This is a genomic window from Roseburia sp. (assembly GCF_041325975.1).
Lineage (GTDB): Bacteria > Bacillota > Clostridia > Lachnospirales > Lachnospiraceae > Roseburia > Roseburia rectibacter.
In genome coordinates, this window is sequence record NZ_JBGLEJ010000005.1 from 1465816 (window position 1) to 1483755 (window position 17940).

Annotated in this window: 13 protein-coding genes and 1 pseudogene; 2 read left to right on the plus strand and 12 right to left on the minus strand. The window is 42.7% G+C overall.

The annotated features are described in order from the left end of the window. Window positions 1-854: 854 nt before the first annotated feature. The 4 genes and pseudogenes from ACDD58_RS17925 to ACDD58_RS17940 all read right to left on the minus strand — a co-directional run. Window positions 855-1547: an ABC transporter ATP-binding protein gene (locus ACDD58_RS17925; protein ID WP_118209396.1), complete on the minus strand. Its 693-nt coding sequence runs from the start codon at window positions 1545-1547 to the stop codon at window positions 855-857. Between the two features lie 74 nt (window positions 1548-1621). Next, window positions 1622-2089, minus strand: coding sequence for a hypothetical protein (locus ACDD58_RS17930; protein WP_243102873.1), 468 nt, complete (start codon window positions 2087-2089; stop codon window positions 1622-1624). A 256-nt stretch (window positions 2090-2345) separates the two neighbouring features. Continuing rightward, a complete protein-coding gene (locus ACDD58_RS17935; RefSeq protein WP_370778576.1) occupies window positions 2346-3797 on the minus strand; it encodes an ABC transporter permease in 1452 nt (483 codons plus the stop codon). Then, a pseudogene (locus ACDD58_RS17940) lies at window positions 3794-4531 on the minus strand (efflux RND transporter periplasmic adaptor subunit); the annotation flags it as partial. The pseudogene ACDD58_RS17940 and the gene ACDD58_RS17935, both read right to left, overlap by 4 nt. Before the next feature lie 192 nt (window positions 4532-4723). Between ACDD58_RS17940 and ACDD58_RS17945 the strand changes: the two are divergent. After that, window positions 4724-6049: an IS1380 family transposase gene (locus tag ACDD58_RS17945; RefSeq protein WP_241070783.1), complete on the plus strand. Its 1326-nt coding sequence runs from the start codon at window positions 4724-4726 to the stop codon at window positions 6047-6049. A gap of 131 nt (window positions 6050-6180) precedes the next feature. Here the strand turns inward: ACDD58_RS17945 and ACDD58_RS17950 are convergent, their stop codons facing one another. The 4 genes from ACDD58_RS17950 to ACDD58_RS17965 all read right to left on the minus strand — a co-directional run bounded on the left by ACDD58_RS17950 (window position 6181) and on the right by ACDD58_RS17965 (window position 9810). Beyond that, complete coding sequence (locus ACDD58_RS17950) at window positions 6181-6900, minus strand: biotin/lipoyl-binding protein (protein WP_370778577.1); 720 nt, start codon at window positions 6898-6900, stop codon at window positions 6181-6183. Beyond that, window positions 6897-8456: an HlyD family efflux transporter periplasmic adaptor subunit gene (locus ACDD58_RS17955; protein ID WP_370778578.1), complete on the minus strand. Its 1560-nt coding sequence runs from the start codon at window positions 8454-8456 to the stop codon at window positions 6897-6899. Before ACDD58_RS17955 ends, ACDD58_RS17950 begins: the two co-directional genes overlap by 4 nt. A gap of 240 nt (window positions 8457-8696) precedes the next feature. Then, window positions 8697-9341, minus strand: coding sequence for a pyroglutamyl-peptidase I (gene pcp / locus ACDD58_RS17960; RefSeq protein ID WP_186899413.1), 645 nt, complete (start codon window positions 9339-9341; stop codon window positions 8697-8699). A gap of 22 nt (window positions 9342-9363) precedes the next feature. Then, on the minus strand, window positions 9364-9810 hold the full coding sequence (locus tag ACDD58_RS17965) for a subtilin biosynthesis sensor protein SpaK (RefSeq protein ID WP_117922368.1): 447 nt from the start codon (window positions 9808-9810) through the stop codon (window positions 9364-9366). Between the two features lie 274 nt (window positions 9811-10084). Between ACDD58_RS17965 and ACDD58_RS17970 the strand changes: the two genes are divergently transcribed. Next, window positions 10085-10885 (plus strand): HAD-IIB family hydrolase, encoded by an 801-nt coding sequence (locus ACDD58_RS17970; RefSeq protein ID WP_370778579.1) that lies wholly within the window; start codon window positions 10085-10087, stop codon window positions 10883-10885. A gap of 12 nt (window positions 10886-10897) precedes the next feature. Here ACDD58_RS17970 and hcp read toward each other — a convergent pair whose 3' ends face one another. From hcp to ACDD58_RS17990, 4 genes are all read right to left on the minus strand, one after another. Further along, complete coding sequence (gene hcp / locus ACDD58_RS17975) at window positions 10898-12574, minus strand: hydroxylamine reductase (protein ID WP_117922366.1); 1677 nt, start codon at window positions 12572-12574, stop codon at window positions 10898-10900. Window positions 12575-12593: 19 nt separating this feature from the next. Beyond that, window positions 12594-12782: a hypothetical protein gene (locus ACDD58_RS17980; RefSeq protein ID WP_117922365.1), complete on the minus strand. Its 189-nt coding sequence runs from the start codon at window positions 12780-12782 to the stop codon at window positions 12594-12596. 110 nt (window positions 12783-12892) lie between these two features. Beyond that, the gene (locus tag ACDD58_RS17985; RefSeq protein ID WP_370778580.1) at window positions 12893-13951 is read right to left on the minus strand and encodes an iron-containing alcohol dehydrogenase family protein; all 1059 of its coding nucleotides are present in this window, start codon (window positions 13949-13951) and stop codon (window positions 12893-12895) included. Between the two features lie 55 nt (window positions 13952-14006). Continuing rightward, on the minus strand, window positions 14007-17924 hold the full coding sequence (locus tag ACDD58_RS17990) for a response regulator (RefSeq protein WP_370778582.1): 3918 nt from the start codon (window positions 17922-17924) through the stop codon (window positions 14007-14009). Window positions 17925-17940: the final 16 nt, after the last annotated feature.

Below are 17940 nucleotides of genomic sequence, written 5' to 3' on the forward strand. Positions count from 1 at the left end.
ATCACTGTGTACCTACAGACACACTAAGATTTTCTAATTTTCTCCCAAAGTCACAAAATCAGCTCCGGCTTTGCGCAAGATGCCAGACTTCAGGTTATGAACACCATTTGGGTGGGCGGTTCATCTCAAAATCGGGGGGCGTAGGTGTGGATTTTTGATATTCGCACGAATGAAAATATGCTTAAAATCCTAATATGCTGTATCATTAATATTTAGCCTGATGACTTTCCAAAATTTTCAGCTGCTGCATTGTATTACATGAAATTTTTCGTAAATTGCCAGATTAATAACGCAGAATATTTTTTCAAATGTGTATGGCAATAAATATGGGCATAGTGGTATATATCGATGTTTTTACCAGTGTTATCAAACAAATAATAAATTATTGAATCTAGTTATTTGGAAATATTTTTTAATCAGATTCAGACACAAAACACTAAAAATTTACGCACTTCCAAGGTTGTCAAATGAGTCTTCCGGCGAAGGGTGGTTCACAACCTTGCGGCTGGCAAATCGCATCAAGCCGAGACCTGTTTTGTGACTTTGGGAGAAAATTAGGCAATCTTAGTCTGCCTGTCCGTAACACAGTGTTGTGCTGCCACGGACGGCAGCACAAGTCTTAATGCCCCCGGACGGGGCGTTTAAGACGCACACGTCACTCCGCCACAACCTATACCAGGCAGCCTTAGATTGACTTATTTTCGGACAACGGAAACAAAACAGTCCCGGCTTGATGCAATTTGCCACTCACAAAACTGTAAATCCACCCTTCGCCGGGGAACTCACATCACAACCACAAACCAGCATTTGTCAGTTTTCATTATCCTACCACACAAGCCAACCGAATACCACTTTTAATTTTCATAGAGTTCCCCATCCACAATACGCACCACTCTCTTCGCATGTTCAGCAACGCTCAGATCGTGTGTGATCATAACGATCGTATTTCCCATATCACTTAACCGCTGAAACAGTTTTAACACTTCTTTTCCGCTGTTGCGGTCTAAGGCACCGGTCGGCTCATCTGCAAGCAGAATTGCCGGCTGACCGACTAAGGCACGTGCAATCGCAACACGCTGCTGCTGACCACCGGAAAGTTCGTTTGGTTTATGATCGATACGCTCTGCAAGCCCTAACATTGCAATGGTATCCATACTTGCATCCTTTGCTTCTTTTAAATTCATCCCGCGCATTAAAAGTGGCATAACAATATTTTGAAGCACATTATAAGTTGGAATCAGATGATATTTCTGAAAAATAAATCCTATCTTCTGGTTGCGGATATTAGTCAGTTCCTTTTCCTTTGCCATCTCAATCTCAACACCGTCAAGACTATAAGTTCCCCCGTCCATAACATCCATGCAGCCGATAATGTTCATCAGGGTACTTTTACCAGAACCGGATGGTCCTAAGATAGCAAGATATTCCCCTTTTTCAACGGTCAGTGAAATGTCTTTTAACACATGCAGCGAATTAGCTCCCATTTTATAGGATTTGTTAACATTTTGCATGGTGATGATTTCAGGTAAATGCTGTGCTGCGTCCATATATGCTCCTTTCTTTGTGTGTGACTCATTATGTGTATAACCCTTTATATATGACTCTTTGTATGCGGCTTACATTACTGTAACATCCAGATTTCTTCGATCACATCATTGCCGCTTATGTCTGTTTCTACCAAAATCTTAAGCAGATCACCTGCGGCAAGACGTGAAAAGGTAGTTTCCGTATCTGATGCAGTATGTACGGTTACACCAACAGGAATCAGCGTTGTGACTGTCTCACCTGTCATATCTGACATGCCACCCGGTGCGTCTGACGGCATCTTGGTGCTGTCCATATCTGGTGGCACCTGCCCTGCCTGGTCACTGCTGTCCTGTCCAGTTGACGTACCACTCATATCCGCCGGTGCCTGTCTGTTTCCAGCCTGTTCCATACTGTCAGAATCCGCATTTTCTTCTGCCGCTTTCGCCACTGACTCATCCACTTCCATATAAGTTATCTCGTTCCCCTCAATCGACGAAACATACGCATAAACATACTTCTGATTATCCCCTAACGAACTTCCCTCTGCCTCTGTTCTCCTCATCCGCCACATCACACCTGCACCAATGAGAATAATCACTATTAAAATTACAACTATAACTATAACTGTTACTTTCTTCTTCATCAAATACCTTTACCCTTCTAAAGCATTTCGAAAAACCTGCAAAACTCTCTATAACGTAAACTCTTTGTGACAGACCAACAAATGAATACGAAGGTACTGTGGAGCTGTCGGTCTGTCACAAATCCCACAACCTACAGCAAAGTTTTGCAAAATCTTTCAAAATCTTTTTCAACCTTTACTCTGCTCCAAGTGCCTCCACCGGCACCAGTTTCGACGCCTTATATGCCGGATAGAATCCAAACAGTGTTCCCGTGATGAGTGCAAACAATAATGCGATCAGAAATGCCGCCGGCGTCAGTTCGACACGTACTCCAAGATATCTGGCCACCGGGGTGACAAGCAGACTTGCAATGACGCCCAGCACTCCCCCAATCAGGCTGATTGCTGCAGCTTCAGCCAAAAATTCAAACAGAATATTTTTCTGTGAACAGCCGATTGCCTTTAAAATACCGATCTCATTGGTGCGCTCTTTGACTGACACAAACAGCACATTCATAATTCCTATACCGCCGACCACAAATACGATAGCCGCCATTGCGATCAGAAGCATCGTCAGAATTTCATTCGATGCCGACGCAGCTTCCATCTTGCTTCCCGCATCCTCAAAAGTAAACTCTGCATTTGGATAGGAAGTTGCAAGTACTTCTGTGATTTCTTCCGTGACACCGGATACGTTGCTTACATCTTCTGCGATCACAGTGATCGTCGGATTCACATTTGTTCCCACTAAATATTTTACCCCTGTCGCATATGGAATAAAAATGGAATCATCCGGGCTGATGCCGGATGCCACCGTCCCCATGGAAGACAGAACTCCGTTAACCACATAAGAACGGTCGTCTATATAGATCACACTGCCATATGCATCGATCGTACTTCCAAAGATTTCTTCTGCAACAGATACACCAAGCACACAGACTTTCTCTTTATTTTCATCATCAGATTCTGTGATAAAATCCCCGACTGCAAGACTCAGATTACTGATGGATGCATAATTATCTTTTACTCCTGCGATCGAATAGGTCTGTGCCTCATCAAGATCCCCGCCATCCACCGCAGATCTGGTCGTATAGGATATCGTTGCCGCCGAAATTCCGGAAACAAAGGTTTCAATATCATCCACATCATCTTCATCCAATGTGATATTTTCCTGATTCATGCGGTCTTCCATATCACTTCCACCGCCAAAGAAGTCTCCCATGCCCCCCGGCATGCCGCCTCCGTCACCACCAGGTCCGCTGCCATTTCCACCAGACGGACCACCACCAAAGGAATCACCGCCGCCGGAAAATCCTCTCGAAGAACCACCAGAACCTCCCATGGAAGAACTGCTGCCGGATGGTGCCCCGTCACCAGATAGCATCATCATCATACCGGAACCTGATGAATCACCGGAATCCTGATTTCCACCACGATTTTTATCTCCACCGTCATAGGAAATATCGATCGCACCTGCATTTAAGTTTTTAAACTGGTCTGCCACATCCTCCTGGCCACCTTTTCCAATGGCGATCACCATCACGATCGTCGCCGCACCAACAATGATACCGATCGAAGTCATGATCGTTTTAAATTTATTCTGGGTAATATTGATCCAGACCAGTCTTAATAATTCAGATGGTTTCATTCGTTTGTCACCTGACTTTCTATCAGAACCGTTTCTCCCTCGGAAAGTCCTTCCGTGATCTCCACATTGACACCGTCAGAAAATCCGGTCGTAACTTCTTTCTTTTCAATAGTTCCATCACTGTTTTTGACTTTCACATAAGATGCAGTTCCTTCGTTGATGACCGCCTTATTTGAAACATAAACAACATTTGTTACCTGTTTTTCAATAAACGTCACATTTCCGGTCATATCGGTATAAATACCATCCACATCACCGCTTAATTTTACCGTCACATTATAAGAAACCGTGGAAGAACCGCTTGATACAGAAGTATCGATACTTTCAACTTCGCCGGAAAAAGTCTGGTCTTCGTAAGCGTTAAGGTCTATCATGACCTCATCCCCGATCGCAATACCGGAAATATCTTCCTCCGAAACGGATACTGTCATCGTCACTGCATCCGTGTCCGCAAATGTTACAATATCCGTACCTGCGGACAGATCATCTCCTGCCTCATAGCCGACTGACATGATCGTACCGTCATAATCTGAATAGATCGTGCCATCACCCACAAATTCTTCAAACTCAGCTAATGCTTCTTTTGCTTCTGTCAGTGTATCTTCCGCTGTTTCCACAGAAACATCCACACCAGTCACATCTGCAGAGTACTGGCTGTCTGCATTTTCATAGTTTAACATTGCTTCTTTATATTTTTTCTCTGCCTCAACGGATTTTGTGGTATATGCACTCTTTGCTGCTTTTAATTTGTTATATAACTTATCCTATATTATTCACGGCACAGCCGTGAAAGTGGCTGAAAACCACATAGTTTCTATATTTTAACTGAATATTGCTTTTCACCTATCAGATGAATGAAAAAAGAGCATCCATTTGTGGTAAAATTAAGGTGTCGAATCTTAAAAAATAACCCAAAGGAGCCCTTTATGAGTATTGTAAACACCTTAGCCTTAGAAAGCAATAGACAGATAAAAATAAATTTTGATGGAGGAGATCTCTCCTCCGATGCAGGTCTGCTTCTTATCAAAGAATTCATAAGCAAGCTTGGTATTGATAAGCTTTTAGACAAAACTTTCAAGACCAATGATCCTGCATTATTCAGATATCACACGGATCAGAAAAATCTGCTCCAGATGATATATATGATCATTGCCGGTTATTTCGAAGATGATGCTTCCGATGAACTGACCAATGATCCGGTATTCAAGTCTGTACTTGAAAAAGATGCGCTTGCATCACAGCCTACGGTATCGAGATTCTTTAACCGTATGGATGAAGATACCTTAAACCAGTTCCTTGCGATTGCCAGAGTGCTTCGGAAGAAAATTTACAGTATTCAGATGCCATCGGCTGTTATTCTGGATCTGGATTCCACCCTTCTTGATGCATACGGCAGACAGGAAGGCAGAGCCTTTAACTTTCATTATCAAAGCAATGGTTATCATCCGCTTGTCTGTTATGACGGAATGACTGGAGATCTGATAAAAGTACAGCTTCGTGATGGAACACAGTATTCCTGTACAGGAGTGGTTGACTTCCTGCAGCCGATACTGGATGAATACCAGAATGATTATCCTGCAATCCGTATTCTGCTTCGTGGTGATAGTGGTTTTGCGACTCCTGATCTTTATAAGCAGTGCGAAGAAAACGGCACAAGCTATGTGATCCGGCTGAAGGAGAATGGTCTTCTCCGTGAAAAAGCATCCTATTTTGTGGATGAACTTAATGAAATCACCAGAAATAACAAAGTGGATTATGCGGTAGTTTATGGTGAATTCATGTACAAAGCAAAGTCATGGCCTTATGAAAGGCGTGTGGTATGCAAGGTTGAAAAGCCGGAAAACCAGATGGTTTACATGTACACATTTGTTGTCACAAACATGGATTCCGCACCAGAGTATCTTATCAAATTTTACTGCAAGCGAGGTCTGATGGAAAACTTTATCAAAGAAAGCAAATCCGGTTTTGATTTTGCTTCCGTAAGCAGTCATACCAGAATCGTAAATGCAAACAGACTTCAGGTACACGCTCTTGCGTATAACATATTTAATTGGTTTAGACGATTGGCGTTATCAGCAAACATGCGAAAACAACGCATAGATACCGTCCGTTTAAAACTGCTGAAGATTGCTGCAAAAGTAATTCGTTCAGCAAGATATATCACATTCAAGCTGTGTAGCAGCTGCCCTTATAAGAATGAATTCTATGAGACACTTTCAAATATCGGTAAGCTGAATGTACAGCTGGAATAGCAACTATTAACGAACCTTGACAGCTTAATAACCGCTCAGAACTCTGCTACAGGGATTTTATACCCTTTTTGGAGATTGGTTGAGCGATGTTTAGGCTACATGGGTCAATTTGGGGATTCATGGTACAGTTATCAGTTCAGATACTGTTCCGTGAATAATTCAGGCTTATTGTAATTCTCCTGTTCCGTTGCGAGAGATTCACTTAAATCCATGCCACCATCGATCATTTCCTGATAATAATTAAGAAGTGCCTGTGACTCATCCACTGCTTCCTGTGCTTCATCCACTGCATCCTGCAGTTCACTGATCGTTGTCTCATATTCTTCCTGCGCCACACTTCCCTCTGCCACACTTAAGTTATAAGAATAGCTGGCACTTACCTTTTCTTTCGCTGAACTAAGTGCTGCAGAGTTATAATCTGCCGAAGCCTCCGTCACAGCTTCTTTTAATTTTTTCCGATATTTTTCAATACTGTCATCTGTCAATTTCAGCAGTGCATCGCCTGCCTTTACCTGCTGTCCGACTGAAATATACACTTCCTCTACCTCTAACGCCACCGAAGAATTACCTGTTGACGTTCCTGATGCCTGCGTTCCACTTGTCTGTCCACTTCCTGAATCCGAAGATATACTTATATCCTCGTCCATATCCTGTGAGATACTTCCGATCGTCACGCTTCCGCTCTCCGTAATTCCAACTGTAAGAGTTCCATATCCCGCTGTCGTCTCTTTATAGACAGTCTCTGATTCCGCGCTGTCCGAAAACTGGTGTGCATATACACTGATCCCTCCTATCATAAGAATGGCTGCTGCGCCTAACGAAAGAATTACTGCCACCTTTTTCTTTTTCATTCTGTTTTTTCCTCCTGTTCTCCCTGGAATATAACGGTTGCGGAAGAACCGGAACCAAGTTTTCCATCCGGATTGTCAATTGAAATAATCACCGCGTAAGTGACATTAGAAACACTTTCTCCAGTCGTTGCCGAAGATGCGATCGATGAAACAGTTCCTGTTACTGCTCCTTCCCGGTTTCCTGATATCATGACAGATACCTCTTCACCAACATGAACCTGCGCTACCTTCTCCTGTGACACTTCCACTGAGATCATGATCGTCTGTGTATCACAATACAACGCAAATGCAGTACCCGGCTGCAGCGTATTTCCTGCCTCATAAGGCACTGCTGCGATCGTTCCATCCTCATCTGCGGTAACAACACCATTTTCCAACGCAATCAGTGCAGTCTGTTCTTCTTTTAATGTATCAAGTGTATTCTGTGCAGATTCCACTGCACTTTCCAGTTCCGAAACAGTTGCCTCATACGTACTTCCCGCATATTTACCTTCCACTACAGCGGTATCATATTCATTTTTCAGTTCGGCTTTCTGTGTCTTTGCATCACGCGCGGCCTGTTCATAATCAGATTTCAGATTATCTAAACTCTCTGTCAGTTCTGTAATTTTTGTATTGGTTTCTTCTACATTTTTATTGTAAGTCTCGACTGCCGAATCAAATTCCTTCTGTGCCTGTTCGAGTTTGCTCTGCGCCGCATCTGCCGCCTGCTGTGCCGCCGTAAGTATATCAGACTGCTGCTCTCTTGCCGTGTAATCATCCACTGCCTGCTGTACAATGGAAAGCAGCGTATCTGAATCTGCTCCTGCCCCGATCTGCTCCCTGATATTTGACAAATCCGCTGATACCGCCTGACTTGTGCTGTTATCAGACTCCTGCGCCTGTGTCAGCGTATCCTGTGCCTGTGCCAACGCCGTCTCTGCCGCATCAACTGCCGCCTTTTTCTCATCAATCGCACATTCCACATAATAGTCATTGTTATCGATCTTCGTCTGATATTCAGATATCTGTTCTACTACTTCATCATATGCTTCCTTTTTTTCTTCCACTGCAGCATCTAGCGCATCTATCTGCGCCTGATAATTTTCCTCTGCAGTCTGTGCTGTTAAATCGGAATCCTGCTTCGCGCTCTCTGCGGAAAGTTGTCCACTTGCAAGATCTGCCTTTGCTGTTTTCAGCGTATTTTCAGCGTCATGAATGGCATCTTCATAATATGCCTTTGCTGATTCCATGCTTTCATCCGTCAGCTTAAAAAGGGCATCCCCTTTACTCACGGTATCTCCGGATGTGGCATATATCTCTTCTACCGTCATTGTCACTGCATTTACCGTAAATTCCGGCATCTGGCTTGTTGTACCGATCTGTGTTGTACCATCTTCCGAAAAAGAGCCGTCTGAACTCTCCTGCTGATCTGTATCCTGACCTTTCTTATTCTGCTCCGTACTGTTCGTCTGTGCTCCGGATGCTATCGCCTGATACCCGATCCCACCTGTCATCACACAAACAGCTGCAATGCCGGCGATCACACTCATCATTCTTTTTCCTGGTTTTCTCATTATCTTCCTCACTTTCCATACTCACGTGCTCCGTTTTAACGGTATAAAGATAACATCGCAATTTAAAGAACAGCTGATTGTAATGTGATGGTTATGTGAAAGAATCGTTAAATATGTGTGTCAGAAACGTATACCGCAAACTACAAAGAGCCGGAGCAGCGCATATCCGCACTGCTCCGGCTCTATCATTCTATTATTTATAATTTCAACTGTAATATTTCGCATACCACCGTCATCTCATCAGTGAATCTCTCCACCTGTCGTCTTCACATCTTCCTCATTCTCAATGATCGCCCGGATTCCATACTCTAATGCCTCCTCTATCATCTCAGCCGACATACTTGGTGTTCCTTCCGGAAGATCAAGCGTCTGCTCCGGCAGATACGGGACATGTACAAACCCGCCTCTCATATGCGGATATTCTTTGTCGATCATATAAAGGACACGATACATGATGTCATTGCAGACGAAAGTCCCCGCTGTGTAGGAAACCCGCGCCGGTATTTTGGCTTCTTTTATATACTGCACCATGCACTTTACCGGGATAGAAGCAAAGTATGCATTCTCTCCATCCTCTTTGATCGGTTCATCTGACGGCTGCTTTCCCTCATTATCCGGTATGCGTGCTTCCATCAGATTAATGGCAACTTTCTCGACTGTGATCCCTGATCTTCCACCAGCCTGTCCCACACATAGCACAGCATCCGGATGATGTTTTTCCACAGCAGTCCTTATGACTTCCTCATCTTTTCCAAACACAGTCGGGATCTCCATTTTGATCACCTCTGCTCCTTCTATCCTATCCGGGAGCAGTTTTACCGCCTCGTATGCAGGATTGATCGATGCTCCGCCAAACGGATCAAACCCTGTCACTAATATTTTCATCGGAATACTCCTTTATCTCCAGTTATTTGTTCAGAAAACGATCCCACTCTTCCGTATCCCCGGAACCACTGACGCGCAGTAAAAATGTATGATCCTCCGTATCAACAGAAATGATATAACATCCTTTTTCCTGTTCAACAGAATATACTTCACAGCCCTCTAACTCTTTGAATTTATCAGCATAATTTTCCGGCAGGATCACGACATCCTCATTTTTCTTTTTTAAGTTACCGTTCGCATCGTAGACTTTATATCCTTCCTCCACAAATGCCTCAATTACCGGATCACTGATCTTTAAGACAAGCTCATTTGCACGCATCTCCCTGATATCACGGTTACAGGAATTCTCCGGCAGAATCGTCACATTATCAAATACGATCTCAAACATCCCGCTTACAGCACAGATCTGTGCGATATATGCCTCCTTAAAATTAAAGTTCCTCAGTTCATTTATTGTATGGTACTTCATGGTAATCCTCCTCATTCTGCATATATGCTTTCGTCCGAAATGCACGTCCGAAAAATCAGAGATTTTCCGGACTGACGGGCATTCGCCCTATCACATGAGAACAAAACAAAAAAGTGTCTGCGAGCAGCCATTTTTTATTTTACCCTCATGTGGCACTGCTCATTGCTTACGCACATTATACCATCTTCTATTTCGTTTTGACAATTTGAAAAAAATAACGTACAATTCTTTCGGTCAGATTTATTTATCATGATTATTTTACGGAGATGAATCTATGAAAAAAATCGCTTTTTTTGATATTGACGGAACCTTAACTTCGGAGATCGACGGTTCACTGCCTGAAAGTGCAATTCATGCAATAAGACGTGCACGCACCTTCGGTCATCTGATGTTTATCAATACTGGCCGGTGCTTTCAGAATGTAGAACCGCGTTTCAGACGGATCGGCTTTGACGGTTATGTCTGCGGATGCGGCACGAACATTTTCTGCTCCGGCACGGAAGCACTGCACGTTGCCCAGACGCACAGCATTACCATGCAGCTTTTAGAAGCAGCGCGAAAAACAAATGTGGATATCCTTTTCGAATCCAGAAAAGAAGTAGCATTCGATAAAAGCAGACCCCTTACACACCCGGATGCCATACGCCAGTATGAAGCATTCGTAAGCCGCGACTATGATATGCCGGAAAATTTAGAAAACCCGAACTTCTTCTGCGATAAATTTGTGATCTGGTATCAGACTCCCGATCAGTTAGCGGAATTTCGCAAAGTCAGTGATCCTTATTTTACCTGCATCGACCGCGGCGGTACATTCCGCGAATTTGTCCCGACCGGCTACAGTAAGGCAACCGGCATACAGTATGTGCTCGACTATTATCATTTAGATCTTAACGCCGCCTATGCGATCGGCGACAGCAACAACGATCTGCCGATGCTCTCCTATGTACCAAACAGCGTTGCCATGGGAAATGCTTCCCCGGCTTCCCTGTTTGATCAGGTATCATTTGTAACCAAACGCGCAAGCGAAAATGGTATTGCTTACGCCTTAGAGCAGCTTGGATTTTTCGAACAATAGTATGTGTTATTTTTATGCGATATTTTGTTTCAGACAGGTCTTAATGTCATCACTGGCATTACTGATCTGCCTTAAATGGAATGTGTCTGTCAGATACTGCAGTACATTCGGGCTTAAAAATGCTGGCAATGTCGGTCCAAGATAGATATCGTGGACACCAAGACTCAAAAGTGCCAAAAGATCTGCCACCGCTTTCTGTTCATACCACGAAACGATCATGGAAAGTGGAAGACCATTGACATCCGTTTCAAATGCGTCTGCAAGCGCCGTCGCAATTTTAACTGCTGAATATACATCATTGCATTGTCCGACATCTAAAAGTCTCGGCAATCCTGCCACCTCCCCAAAGTCCAGCTTGTTAAACCTGTATTTTCCACAGGCAAGTGTTAAGATCACACAGTCTTTCGGCACCATCTGGGCAAATTCCGTATAATAATTTCTACCCGGTCTGGCACCATCGCAGCCTCCGATCAGGAAAAAGTGCCGGATCTGTCCACTCTTTACCGCTTCCACAATTTTATCTGCCTGACTTAATGTTGCAGCATGCCCAAAACCGACCAATATCTCCTGTTTTTCCTGGTCTTCTTTAAATCCTCCAAGCTCTAACGCCTGCTTTATGATCTCACTGAAATCTTTTTCCCCTTTTTCATTTTTTCCAATATGCTTTACACCTTCCCAGCCGACCACGTTTGTGCTGTAAATACGGTCTTTATAACTTTCTCTTGGACGCATCAGACAGTTTGTAGTCATAAGGATACAGCCCGGAATATTGTCAAACTGCTTCTGCTGATCCTGCCATGCACCTCCAAAATTACCAGCCAGATGCGGATACTTTTTCAACCCTTCATAGCCGTGACATGGCAGCATCTCACCATGTGTATAAATATTGATACCCTTGTCTTTTGTCTGCTCTAACAACATCTCTAAATCCTTTAGATCATGTCCGGAAACGATAATAAATGGACCTTTTTTGATCGTTACATCCACTTTGTGCGGATACGGATTCCCATAAATTTCCGTATTTGCCTCATCAAGTTTTTTCATAACCGCAAGTGCCATTTCCCCGGTACGCATTGTCATACGGATCAATTCTTCCACCGTCAGACTGTCATCTGTGGTCGCCTCAAGCCCTAACAGATAAAAATCATCCACCTCATCGCTGTAATATCCAAGTTCTCTCGCCTGATGTCCGTACGCGCTGATACCTTTTAACCCATAAATGATCGTCTGGCGCAGGGAACGGATATCCGGATCTAACGTGTTATCATACATAATTCCTGCAAGAGGTGCATCGCGCAGCATATCACTTTTACTCTCTGGCAGATCATAGGCTGCATGCGCGGTCGGATTACTGCTTTTTCCTGCCATTTCCCTGACCTGCTCTTTGATTCTCTGTGATTCACGCAATAATTCCAAATGTGCATCCACATCAAAATTCACATTTGTGAGTGTTGTAAACAGCACATTTTCAATAAAACTTACCACCGTTTTATCCATATGTGCACCGTTTTCCATCAGCACTTTTCCATAACAGCTGATCCCCTTTACCTGAAAGATCAAAAGATCCTGCAGATTTGCGATCTCCGGTGTCTTTCCACAAACGCCGAGTTTTGTGCAGCCCTTTCCATTCGCCGTCTGCTCACACTGATAACAGAACATCTCATAGTTCAAATCCATGTTATTTCCCATATTTTATCCTCATATCTTTCTAAAAAAATTCCATATCCGCAATATTTTTTACAATCTTGTCCATCTGCTCTTTTGTCTGTACACTTCTCGCTGCATCAATAACCTGTCTTTTTTCATCTTCCGTCATCATGGAAAACTGTCCTAATGCCTTCTCATTCATCGCCAGTCCAAACCCAAGTCCTACCGGTAAACCATCTTCTTTAATCATATATCCCTGTTTTCCTCCCGATTTTTTTCACAAAAAAAGTAAATGCTCCAAATATGAACATTTACTTTCTCTTTTGTATTTTTATTAAGTTTTCCCGGTTATTGCCGGTTTTATACAAGTACTCTGCTTAAAACTTCATCCTCACGCACCAGTTTCTTTGCCGTCTCCCGGTAACTCTCCTCATGCAGATAAGTGTGACGGAACGGTTTGATGGACGGTACCATATCGATTGCCCGGATGAAATCATCACGTTTCATCTGAAGTGTCGCTGCGTAATCAAAAAATCCGGTTTCCCTAAGAACCGTCTCAACACGCACATAACGGTGATCCTGCACTTTACTCATGATATAGGTCGCAATGCCAACCTGGATTCCATGTAACTGCGGTATCTCTAATATTTTATCTAATGCATGTGAGATCAGATGCTCGCTTCCGCTCGTCGGTGCACTGCTTCCTGCGATCTCATTGGCGATCCCGCTCATGGCAAGTGAATCGACCAGCTCTTTTAAGAACAGTTCATCTTTAATGCTCTCATACGGTGTACGCACAAAACTGTTGACCGCCTTTTTTGCGATCATCACCGCAAAATCATTTACCTCACTGTAACCACACTTTTCCTCATAGATCCAGTCATAAATAGCTGTGATCTTTGAGAGCATATCACCGATCCCGGAATAAATAAACTTCTCCGGTGCAGTCCGTATGATCTGTGTATCCACGATAATGCCATAAGCAAGCCTTGCCGGAACGGAAGTCCGCTTTCCATGGACAAGAAGTGATGCGCTTGCACTGGAAAATCCATCACTTGAACTTGAAGTCGGTACACTGATAAATGGAATATTCCGTAAAAAAGCTGCATACTTTCCGGCATCGATGACCTTTCCTCCGCCGATGGAAATGACTGCCTGTGTCTTGTTTGGCATGGCAAATGCCAGCGTTATTATATCATCAATATCTACCGTATCTAACTCACTATATTCTAAAACCCTGATCTCCTCCTGTTTCAGGGAAGCCATCACGTCTGTACCAAACAGATCGATCAGACCATTTCCAAAAAAGATGACGACCTGTTCGATTCCTTCTTTCTTTAAATAACTTCCAATCCTTGCTAAAGCACCTTTTCCTACTTTTAAAATTGACGGTATTGAAATACCTTTTCCTGCCTGCATTCTGCCTCTCCTTTTTCAATTTCCTGTATCTCTTAATTATTTTAACCAATAAATCTCAGCCCAATACGGATGCAAGTGTTTCCTTTAGCAGACTGACATTGACCGGCTTCGACAGGTGACCATTCATACCACTTGCGATTGAACGTTTTACGTCCTCGTCAAATGCATTTGCACTCATTGCAATGATCGGAAGTGTTTTTAAGTCTTCCCTGTCAATCTGCCTGATCGTGCGTGTTGCCTCTAGTCCATCCATTTCAGGCATCATAATATCCATCAGAATCAGATCATAATATCCTGGCGGTGTAGTGCGCACACCTTCCACTGCCTCTTTACCATTATATGCTTCCTCCACCTCAATGCCAAATGTTTCTAAAAGAGTACGCGCGATTTCCATATTCAGTGCGTTATCCTCCACTACAAGAACCCTTTTTCCGGTGAAATCCATGGATAGATCAGGTGTTTTCTCTTGCAGCCGGCTCTTCTCCACTGGTTTTAACTGCAGTGTAAAATAAAATGTACTGCCTTTTCCCGGTGCACTTTGTAACTGTATCTGTGAATCCATCATATGAATAAGGCGGCTGCTGATCGCAAGTCCTAAACCGGTTCCCTGTATTCTCGCATTTTCAGATGTATCTGCCTGCTCAAAGCTCTGGAAGATCAGATGCTGCTTATCTTCCGCAATGCCGATTCCATCATCGCTGACCTCAAAATAAATCTCCGATAATTCTGCTGTCTTTTGCATTTCACGAACAGTCAGTTTCACATGACCACCCATATTGGAATATTTGACAGCATTTCCAAGCAGATTCACAAGTACCTGGTTGATCCGGAGTTCATCACAGATGAACCAGTCATTCTTTAGCTCAATATTCTGTGAAAACCGGATGTTTTTCTCTGCAATCTTCGATTCAAGCAAAGGCTCAAGTCCCCGTATCATTTTAGCTAAATCTGCCTGTTCTGACACAAGCTTCATTTTTCCGCTTTCGATCTTTGACATATCTAAAATATCATTCAATAATCCAAGCAGATAATTAGAGGAATTTTTAATTTTGTTCAGACAGTCAATACGTCGTTTTTCTTCCTGTCCATCTCTCAGAGCGATCTCTGCCATACCGATAATTCCGTTCATCGGTGTGCGGATCTCATGAGACATTCGTGCCAGGAAATCTGATTTTGCTTTTGCTGCAAGATCATGACGCTGCAGATTGATCTTATTTTGGATAATAGATCCTATTTCATTTAAATTCTTCCGGTCTTCCTCATTATCCAGTATTTTTTGATCAATACCCATAAACAGGATACTTCCTGCATAAGAACCATTGTCAGCCATATGATAGAGTACTCCATCCGTCCGGTCTGCAAATTTTCCCAGTGTCGGATCCCTTAAAACTTCTTCCGTAACCGGCAGTATCTCCTGCACTTTCTTATTTTCAATAAACTGCTGGTATTCTGAACCGGAACAACGACTGACTCCATCCCAGTTCTGAAAGTTTTCTGTATCTTTCCAGTTATATAACAGGCTGTTTACCAGATATTCCCTGTTAAAACTTGCAATGACAAGATTTGCAAGATTATATTTTTCTTTTAACTTCAATGAAAGAATATCAAGTATGACTGCAAGTTCTCCTTCTCTGTCACACAGATTGATCGCTATAGAGGAAAGGTTCATCTGTTTTAACCTGCCAACGGAAGCGATCTCCCGGAATGTGGCATCTGCCTGCATACTTTTTTCATTCTCCGAAAGTTCCTGATAAATCATAATGTCATAACGACTATGCTTTGCAGCTGCTAATGCCTTTCCTGCCTGCTGTTTACTGTCTTCTTCCCGATCATCTGCCATTACACGCGTAATACCGCATTTTAAATTCAATGTAAGCAATTTCTCATCTGTCAGTGCCGTAAAATCCTGCCGGACCTTTTCAATCATTGCTTTTACCTGTGATGTCTGCACATCAGGGAGCCATAGCAGCATCTGATCTGCACCTGCTCTTATATAGATGACATTTTTGAAATTCTGCTTACCACATTCTGTTACGAGCTCTCCGGCAAGCTGTTCTAATAAAATATCTCCAAAAATCAGTCCATACTGCTCATTCACTTTCGTGAAATGACGGATATCAATAATAGCAGTAACACCTTCCGGGCATTTTTCACGCGCTGTTCTCATTGCTTCCAGACCATATTCCAGACGGTAAAATAATGTGACCGGATCTAAAAGCTGTTTCTTTCTCTGTTCTTCTTCAAGAAGTTTTCTCTTTTGTATGTTGTGAATACAGCCAACTACACGCTCTGACTCCCCTGCTTCGTCCAGCATAACACTTCCGGACAGATTTACCCAGGTATAATCGTCTCTCGCCCTGTAACGCATCCGAAAATCAATATTGAGCTCATTTTTTGCATTGAAAACATGATACACAACACGTTCCCTGTCCTCCGGATAAATATATCCGTTATCTACCCACTCCGGATGTTTCACACAATCCCAGATACCATCAAAATTACCGCTGTTTACAACTTCTAATATTTTTTCTTTCTTACGATACGTAAAAAATATATCCTGTGAACTCTCAACTGCGATCCGGTATCTTTCTTTTTCTTCCAGAAGCTGTGTTTCCGTCTGCATCTGTTCATCGGTCAGATTTTCGATCACTCCATGTAATTCGTCAATTTCAAGAATATTTGAATTTTTAAAATCACGAATCCCGGTAACTCCGCCACGTACACTTTCCATCAGACGGTATACCGGCTTTGTGACATAACGGATCAGACAGTATACTAAAACTGCTGCAAACAGTACACCGCTTATGATTGCCGTGATCATTTTAATATAGACTTTTCTTCCGATCCCATAAATAGAATCTTCTGTGACAAATCCACACAATACCCAGTCAGCATCATCATACGGCACATTATTACTGTAAAGTGATAACGGTTTTGTTACCACATAAATATCCTGTTTTCCCATCTGTGCCCCGGTGATTTTGCACAATTCATCTCCTGCATCTGCCTTAAATTCCAATGCATGATTATCTCTATATACAATATCATACAAAGCGCCTTTTCCAACAACACTCTCATATTTTCCTTCTGCATTCTGGATCATAAGCGCATATCCGGCATTTAAATCACCATCCAGATCCCTGACAGAGAAATAATTCGAAAGATAGTTAAGACTGATCTCTACTCCTACCACCCCATAAACCGTTCCCTCATATAATAGCGGTACTGAATAAGTGATCATCTGATGGCTGTCCATATAATGATCTTCCAAAATAAATGTCTTTGCCCAGTATCCTAAATCCCTCATATTCGCTTTGGTATTCCGGACTGCCTGCATATAAGCCCTGTAAAAAAAATTATCCGCATCACGGTTTCCATTTCCTGTAAAATGAAAATCTGTACTCCATGCACTGTCTAAAGAAATGGACAGATTATGGGACAACCTTTTATTTCCACGCTCCAATAAAAGGTCTGCATTAGACTCCGTTTTTGCCTGTGGATCAGAATCCCTCACAAAAAAGCCTCTGTATTCTGCTTCCTCATTCACGGGACTGTCATTTGCAAGGATCAGAAAAATACCGGAAGTCATATTATATTGGAGTTCATCTACCATGTCAGGAAATACTGTTTCTAAATACTGTTCCTGAATCTCTTTTGATTTCAGAAACTGCCCGACATCCGCATGATTATCATCAAGTACCTGTGACAGATCACTGTTTAATTCATCACTTTTCTTATAAACAGAGCGCCACTTCTCCACCATATCATTTTCAAGAACCACCTGTCTGTTCTCTACAATATGGTTTACAACACGTATATTATTCTCCTCCAGATTCGACTTTATCCCGCTGAAAACCAATGTAAGGAACGGCACGATCCCCTCAATCAGAACAATTCCCAGAATCGGTATCAAAAATATTTTTAATAAAGTCTTTTTCTTTTTCCCCATGCAATCCTTACCTGTCCGTCTCATTTGCTCAGTTTATTTC